This window comes from uncultured Mycobacterium sp. (genome assembly GCF_964249325.1).
Lineage (GTDB): Bacteria > Actinomycetota > Actinomycetes > Mycobacteriales > Mycobacteriaceae > Mycobacterium.
In genome coordinates this window covers 1-6185 of sequence record NZ_CAXUCH010000023.1, presented here as the reverse complement: position 1 = coordinate 6185, position 6185 = coordinate 1, and the positions used below count along the sequence as shown (strand labels likewise).

8 protein-coding genes and 1 pseudogene are annotated in these 6185 nt (G+C 64.6%); 5 read left to right on the top strand and 4 right to left on the bottom strand.

Features of this window, described 5'->3' with window-relative positions:
• Positions 1–441 precede the first annotated feature (441 nt).
• Positions 442–1032, bottom strand: a complete 591-nt coding sequence (locus tag ACFE99_RS05250; RefSeq protein WP_375483128.1) for a hypothetical protein — start codon at positions 1030–1032, stop codon at positions 442–444.
• A 152-nt stretch (positions 1033–1184) separates the two neighbouring features.
• Between ACFE99_RS05250 and ACFE99_RS05245 the strand changes: the two genes are divergently transcribed.
• The 3 genes and pseudogenes from ACFE99_RS05245 to ACFE99_RS05235 all read left to right on the top strand — a co-directional run bounded on the left by ACFE99_RS05245 (position 1185) and on the right by ACFE99_RS05235 (position 2520).
• Positions 1185–1319: a CopG family transcriptional regulator gene (locus ACFE99_RS05245; RefSeq protein WP_375483082.1), complete on the top strand. Its 135-nt coding sequence runs from the start codon at positions 1185–1187 to the stop codon at positions 1317–1319.
• Position 1320: 1 nt separating this feature from the next.
• Positions 1321–1665 carry a VOC family protein gene (locus tag ACFE99_RS05240; RefSeq protein WP_375483080.1) on the top strand — a complete coding sequence of 115 codons (345 nt, stop codon included), beginning with the start codon at positions 1321–1323 and terminating at the stop codon, positions 1663–1665.
• Positions 1666–1709: 44 nt separating this feature from the next.
• A pseudogene (locus ACFE99_RS05235) lies at positions 1710–2520 on the top strand (class I SAM-dependent methyltransferase).
• On the opposite strand, the gene ACFE99_RS05230 reads toward ACFE99_RS05235, so the two are convergent.
• On the bottom strand, positions 2513–3622 hold the full coding sequence (locus ACFE99_RS05230) for a sulfite oxidase (protein WP_375483078.1): 1110 nt from the start codon (positions 3620–3622) through the stop codon (positions 2513–2515). The pseudogene ACFE99_RS05235 and the gene ACFE99_RS05230 sit on opposite strands and share 8 nt — an antisense overlap.
• A 178-nt stretch (positions 3623–3800) precedes the next feature.
• Positions 3801–4679: an LLM class flavin-dependent oxidoreductase gene (locus ACFE99_RS05225; RefSeq protein WP_375483126.1), complete on the bottom strand. Its 879-nt coding sequence runs from the start codon at positions 4677–4679 to the stop codon at positions 3801–3803.
• 74 nt (positions 4680–4753) lie between these two features.
• Between ACFE99_RS05225 and ACFE99_RS05220 the strand changes: the two genes are divergently transcribed.
• A complete protein-coding gene (locus ACFE99_RS05220) occupies positions 4754–5167 on the top strand; it encodes a VOC family protein (RefSeq protein WP_375483075.1) in 414 nt (137 codons plus the stop codon).
• A gap of 50 nt (positions 5168–5217) precedes the next feature.
• Positions 5218–5592, top strand: coding sequence for a VOC family protein (locus tag ACFE99_RS05215; RefSeq protein WP_375483073.1), 375 nt, complete (start codon positions 5218–5220; stop codon positions 5590–5592).
• 15 nt (positions 5593–5607) lie between these two features.
• Here the strand turns inward: ACFE99_RS05215 and ACFE99_RS05210 are convergent, their stop codons facing one another.
• Positions 5608–6090 (bottom strand): Rrf2 family transcriptional regulator, encoded by a 483-nt coding sequence (locus tag ACFE99_RS05210; RefSeq protein WP_375483071.1) that lies wholly within the window; start codon positions 6088–6090, stop codon positions 5608–5610.
• Between the last annotated feature and the right edge of the window lie 95 nt (positions 6091–6185).

The window sequence follows — 6185 nt, the reverse complement described above, 5'->3', positions numbered from 1 at the left end:
CGTGACGACCTAGCAGAACTAGGGAGCACGTCCAAACTCGACAAAGGCTGAATGCACGAGTGAGCCCGTAGCGAGTCGGGCCCGGGGTCCACCATCACAGCCGGATACCACCGCCTACGGCGACCTGCCCAACGGCGGTTACGCCACCGCCACACTCGTTGACGGTGGCCGCGGACTGACCCTGAGCGTCGCTGGCGGGGACAACGGGTTCCCATTCTGCAAGATGGTCAACGGCAGCGCCCTCGATAGCTATGACTGCGGCGCGTAGCCGTGCAGAACCCACGACGACCACGTCACACTTGGCTTTTTTGACGGCCTCCTAGCACGCTGCGCATTCTCCGAGCTTTTGCTACGGCTGGTCAGGGCTGGCGGCTCCGCCTTTCCCTACTGGACGACTCCCCAGCATCGGTCCCGCTGCCAGCCGAGCGTGTTTGCAAGCCGTCAGTGCCCAGGCGGCACTTGGCCGGCACCGGACTGACCGACAGCGCCGTTGAGGCCGCCGATAAGGGTCTGCAGCTGCTTTTGTGCTTCGGACGGCGAGGGACTGGTCGGAGCCGGCATGTCCGTCTTCTGCCAGGGTTGGCAGCCGTCCGTCTTGAACGCTTTGTCGCTCGGGTCGATCTGCACCACCTGCGGCTTTTTGGACATGGCGTTGTCAACAATGTCCTTGCCGTTCGGTCCGCCCAGCCGCTTCCAGTAGCACGTGCCTTTGCCGACAGGTCCCTCAGTGCTGTACGTCCCCGGTTCGATCTCGGTTCCCACCCCATACGTTCCATCGCGGTCGATGCCGCTCTTGGCGCCCGGTCCAGGCGGCGGTGCAGGGTTATCGGTCTTTGGTGCTGGCCCCGGCGGCGGTGCAGCGTTATGCCTCGTCGGGGCGGGCCCAGGTGGCGGCCCAGCGGTATGGGTCGTCGGAGCAGGCCCGGGCGGCGGCCCCGGATTATGCGGATCCGCGCTGGCGATCCCCGCGGATCCTCCACAGGCCGCCCGGACAAGCGTCGCAGCGAAAATCGCCGTCTTCTTCGACCCCATCGAACTTTTAGCCGGATACAGGGCGCGGTCTATTTGGATGCCTCGGCCCACAGCGCTCGCAACTGAACGTTTTCATTGGTTCCGCCTGGTAGATCCGGGCCGCCTGGTCACAACGGCCATCACGAAAACGGTGCCAGACCACGCCGGCAACCATGCGGTTGATCAAGCAGGTCAAACACCATGCCATCGAGGAGGGCCTGTCCTTGTCAGCCGTGGTTGCCGATGCGCTGCGCGGCTACCTCGACGCCCATGAACGAAGACAGCAATGGTGCAGAAAGGAGACCTGAAGTGGCAACCGAAGGGATCGAGGCGGTGTTCCTGGAAACCCACAACTGGGGCAAGGTCGCAAAGTTCTTCCAAGCGCTGGGCTTCGATTTGGAATTCGCGACTGACCACAACTCCGGGCAGCTCCGCAATGGCGACGGCCCTGATGTCTTCATCGCGGAAATCCCCGCGGACCGTGAGCCCCGGATGCAGGTCGCGCTCAAAGTGCCCGATGCCGATGCTTTCGTTGCCGATCCGTCGCTCGAAGTGGTGAAGCCGTTCGAGGACACCCATTTCGGCACCAGGGAGATGACCGTTCGTGACCCCGATGGGCGACTCTGGAATCTACAAGCTCCCGCCAAGCGCTGACCGCCGTGGCGAAGCAACAAACCGAGGCGCCGGATGCCACCGCGGTGCGGGTGGCCCTCTGGCGAGCGTTGCACGTCCAGGTCGACCCGCCGCCGCACGTTCTCGAGGACGCGGTCGGCCTGGAGCTGGTGGCCCCCGACGATGGCTGGCGGCACCGTCCGGACATCGATCCAGGCGCTACCCGCGGTTTTCGGGCGGCCATTGTTGCGCGGGCTCGCTTTATCGAGGACCTGGTCGCCGAACAAGCCAACCAAGGCGTCGCCCAGTACGTCATCTTGGGTGCGGGCGTGGACACCTTTGCCCAGCGCAGGCCCGAAATCGCATCGCGGCTAAAGGTTTTCGAGGTCGACCAGCCTGGACCCCAAGCTTGGAAACGGCGGCGTTTGATCGAAATTGGCTACGGAATCCCCGATTATCTGCGACTCGTGCCCGTCGATTTCGAAGTCGGCGAGCCCTGGTGGGAGCGGCTGGCCGCCGCCGGTTTCGATCCCGGACAACCGACGGTCGTTGTCTCCACCGGCGTCCCTCACGAAAGATGCCAACGCGGCCACGCTGCGTCAGCTCGCCAAGCTTGCTCCCGGGTCGACGCTGGCAATGACGTTCCTGCTTCCACTTGAGCTCGTTGACGGAAAGGATCGCCCGGGCTTTGAGGCCAGCGCAAGAGGTGCGCGGTCAAGCGGAACTCCGTTCATCAGCTTCTATACCCCAACGGAGCTGATGGCATTGGCCCGCGATGCCGGTTTCCGAGAGGCCCGACATGTGTCGGGCGCTGTGCTCGCGGAACGCTACTTCGCCGAACGCAGCGACGGCCTGCGCCCGTCAAGCGGAGAAGACATACTGGTTGCCACTACTTGAGCGCTGCCGTACCGGGTTGCGTCACTTCAATGTGCGCTTGCGCCCACGAGTTGTTGACGTATCCCCTTGGGTTCCATAGTGCTTCCGCCGATTCGGGTTGGGTCGCTCCGGTGGCGTCCCAGGCACGGGCAGTCACGGTGAGGGGTCCGGGCTCAGCGTCGACTGTGAATGACCAGTGCCGCCAGGCCCACGGGCTCCGCAGGGTCGCCAATTTGGCTCGACGCCAGGTGCGGCCCTGATCGAGGGATACCTCCACGCGGGAGATGCCGGCCCCCTCGCCGGCCAACGCATAGCCGCGGATGTTCAGCGGACCCGCAGCGACTTCGGCACCCTCGGCCGGAACCAAGATGTCGCAATTCAACGCCACCGAAGACAGTGAGCGGCCCGCCAGCGGTCCTGCCGTGTTCGGGTCGCTATCGGCGGGCAGTATCCGGTAGGCAACGGACTGAAAGTAGTTCTGCGACGGCCCCTTTTGCACGGTGACCGCATCGACCCACTTGACGCTGCGGGCCCCGATGTATCCGGGCACGACTACCCGCACCGGCCCGCCATGGATGCGAGGCAGCGCTCGGCCGTTCATCTTCCACGCCAACAGGACTTCCTCCGACATAGCTTTCGGCAGCGGGATGGAGCCACCAAACTGCTGGGCCGGTACAGCCAGCGGCGACACATCCGGACCAGCAAATGCGACGTGCACGTCGTCATCGCGGCGCGCTCCAGCGGCAACCAGCACGTCGGCTAACCGCATCCCAGACCACTCGGCGGTCGAAATGGCGCCGGAACCCCACAGGTCTTCGCCGACTATCGCGCGAATCTCGTTGAGTCGGGACCGCCGATTGCCTGCGCATTGCAGTGTCGCGATCACGGTGTGGGTATCGAATCTGCGTCTTAGCTCGGCCAGGCTCAAGCTGAGCGGCTGAGTGACCAGCCCGTTGACCTCCAGCCGCCATTCGTGAACCGGTATCTCGGGAGTGGGGCCGTGATTGCGGCAATAAAACATGTCCAGTGGCGTGATCTCATTGCGGGCCAACGCCGAGCCGGGCGATTCCGCGTTGAATGGCGATCGCGTGTGAACAATCATTGCCGGGCTCTTTCCCCACATAGGTCCGGCATCCCTCGGTCTAGTGCACGGCGGCGATCGCCTAATAACGCGGCGTCGCTCTGGTGACGCCAATGTGCACTATCCCAGGTTTGGTGGCGGTCCGTATAGGACGATGGCGCTCATGCTGCGCATTCATAAGCCGCACGCTGTCGTCGAACATCTGCGGTAGGATGGCGAGCTAAACGTCAGCAATCACGTCGACGACCCGGCGTAGCTGGGCCAGGTCGGAACTCGTTGGAATAAGCTGGATTTCGTCAGTGCCGATTGCGTCGAACTTTCGCAGCACCGCAACCAGCTCGTCCTCGCTGCCGGCAAAACCGGTCGTCGGCGCCATGGCGTCGACATACTCGGCCGGTATCCAATTCAGGTAGCGCCGAAGATGGCGATGCACCTGTGCCCGGGCGCCCTCGCGGGATCCGAGCGCAAACCAGAACGAAGTCGCCAAGTGCGGTTTAGGTTTGCCCGCCTCGGCCCACGCCGCCCGAGCAACGTCGAAAAGCTCGTTTTGTTTGACGACGTCGAGGTCCAGCGTGGTGCCAGCCAGTCCGTCAGCCCAAGCAGCGGCGCTCCGAATCGTCTTGGGTCCTATGGTGCCGACGAGCAGTGGAGGACCACTGCGCTGGATCGGTGCCGGCCCCACGGGAAGCGTCGACCCCGTGGTGTTCTCACCCGCCCACACGCGTTTCATGACCGCCACACGCTCGGCCATGTCGCGTATGGTCTGCGTCCGCAGGTCAGCGCCGACCGCCTGGTAGTCCTCCTGTCGGCCGCCCACGCCGAGGCCCACGGTGAGCCGTCCGCCACATAGCACGTCCCCGGTCGCAAGCGCCTTGGCGAGCATGACCGGGTCATGCAGCTGGGGCACGATCACCGTCGTCACCAGCCGTACGCGATCGGTCCATGCCGCCAGTGCCCCCAGCAGTGTCAGCGTCTCCGGATTGTCGAAGGCGATGCGCTCGCCCCAGCACAACGAGGAAAACGGGCCCTGGTCGATCGCGTGCGCCCAGTCCCGAAGCACGGCGGCATCCAAGTCCGGTTCCATCACCGGCATCGTCATTGCGATGTGCACGACCGGATTGTGGCATGGGCAATACGGCGCCTCTGTAGTCGCCGACGTGGCAGCATGTTCACGTGGCCATCACCACCACTTCCATCGCCCATGTCCGGCTGACCGTCACCGATATCGAGCGCTCGCGACAGTTCTACGAAAGCGTTTTTGGTTGGCCGGTTTTGCTGGAAGTGCCCGACAACGCCGACGCGGCGACTCGCAGGCAGCTCAGCTTCCTGTTCGGCGGTGTTATCTACGACCTGGGTGGCGCACTGATCGGGCTGCGCCCAGTTGCCGCCGACACCTTCGACGAGGACCGCGTCGGGCTGGACCACATCGCTTTCCGCACGGGCAGTAAAGCCGAATTGAACGACGCCGCTAAGCATCTCGAACAACTCGGCATCCACCACGAGCCGGTCAAGGACATCGGGCCGTCCTACATCCTCGAGTTTCGCGACCCGGACAACATCGCGTTAGAGCTCACCGCGCCGAAGTAGGCCGTTCGGCGTTGTAGTCGACTGCCGAGAGTGGTTGACTGGCAAGGGCCATGACTATCAGTTTCAACCACACCATCGTCGCGGTCCGCGACAAAAAAGAATCCGCGCAGTTTCTCACCGAGTTGTTCGGGCTACCGGACCCGGTACCGGTTGGCCGGTTCATGGCCGTCACCCTCGAGCACGGCGCCACCCTCGACTACGCCGACGTGCCCGACGGCGAGGAGATCCGCCCGCAGCACTACGCATTCCTTGTTTCGGACGACGACTTCGACGCTATCTACGGCAAGATCTCTTCGCGCGGCATGGAGCACTGGGCCGACCCACGCGGGGAACGGCCCGGTGAAATCAACCACAACCACGGGGGTCGCGGCGTGTACTTCCGCGATCCATGCGGTCATCACCTGGAGATCCTTACCCGTCCGTAAGGCTCGGGCGGCTGATCAGCCGGCGCTGCGCGGACCGTGCCGCTTGCTCTCCTGAGCGCGGTAGTCGTCGGCGAGCTGTTTGACGTGCTTGGGTAGAGCGCCCGCGGCGACGTCGGCCACTGTCGTTTCCTCGAGGACCGAACGCATGCTCGCGCGCAGCGCCCGCCAGACGTCGGTCAGCGCCGCCGTCGGCCCGGAATAAGGCAGGTCGCCCAACCCGATGTCGCGCACGCTGGCCAGCGGGCCGTCGATACAGCGCAGCACATCGGCGATGCTGATCTCCGTGCCGGGCCGGGCCAATTGATATCCGCCGGCGCGACCCCGGTGGCTTCGGACCAGGCGGTCGGTGCGCAGGTCGGAGAGGATGTCGACGAGAAACTGCGGCGGTATGCCCTGAGCGTGAGCCAGTTCGTCGGTCTTGATCAGCTGGCCGCTGTCGACGGCGGCAAGCTGGATCATCGCCCGAACGGCATATTCCGCCTTCGCCGACATGCGCACGCTGTGATTCTGCCACCGGCGCGGCGGCGCTATCCGGTGACGGCCAACACCGCGTCGGCGTGCTCGGGCCGGCACACCAGGAGGTCTGGAAGCAG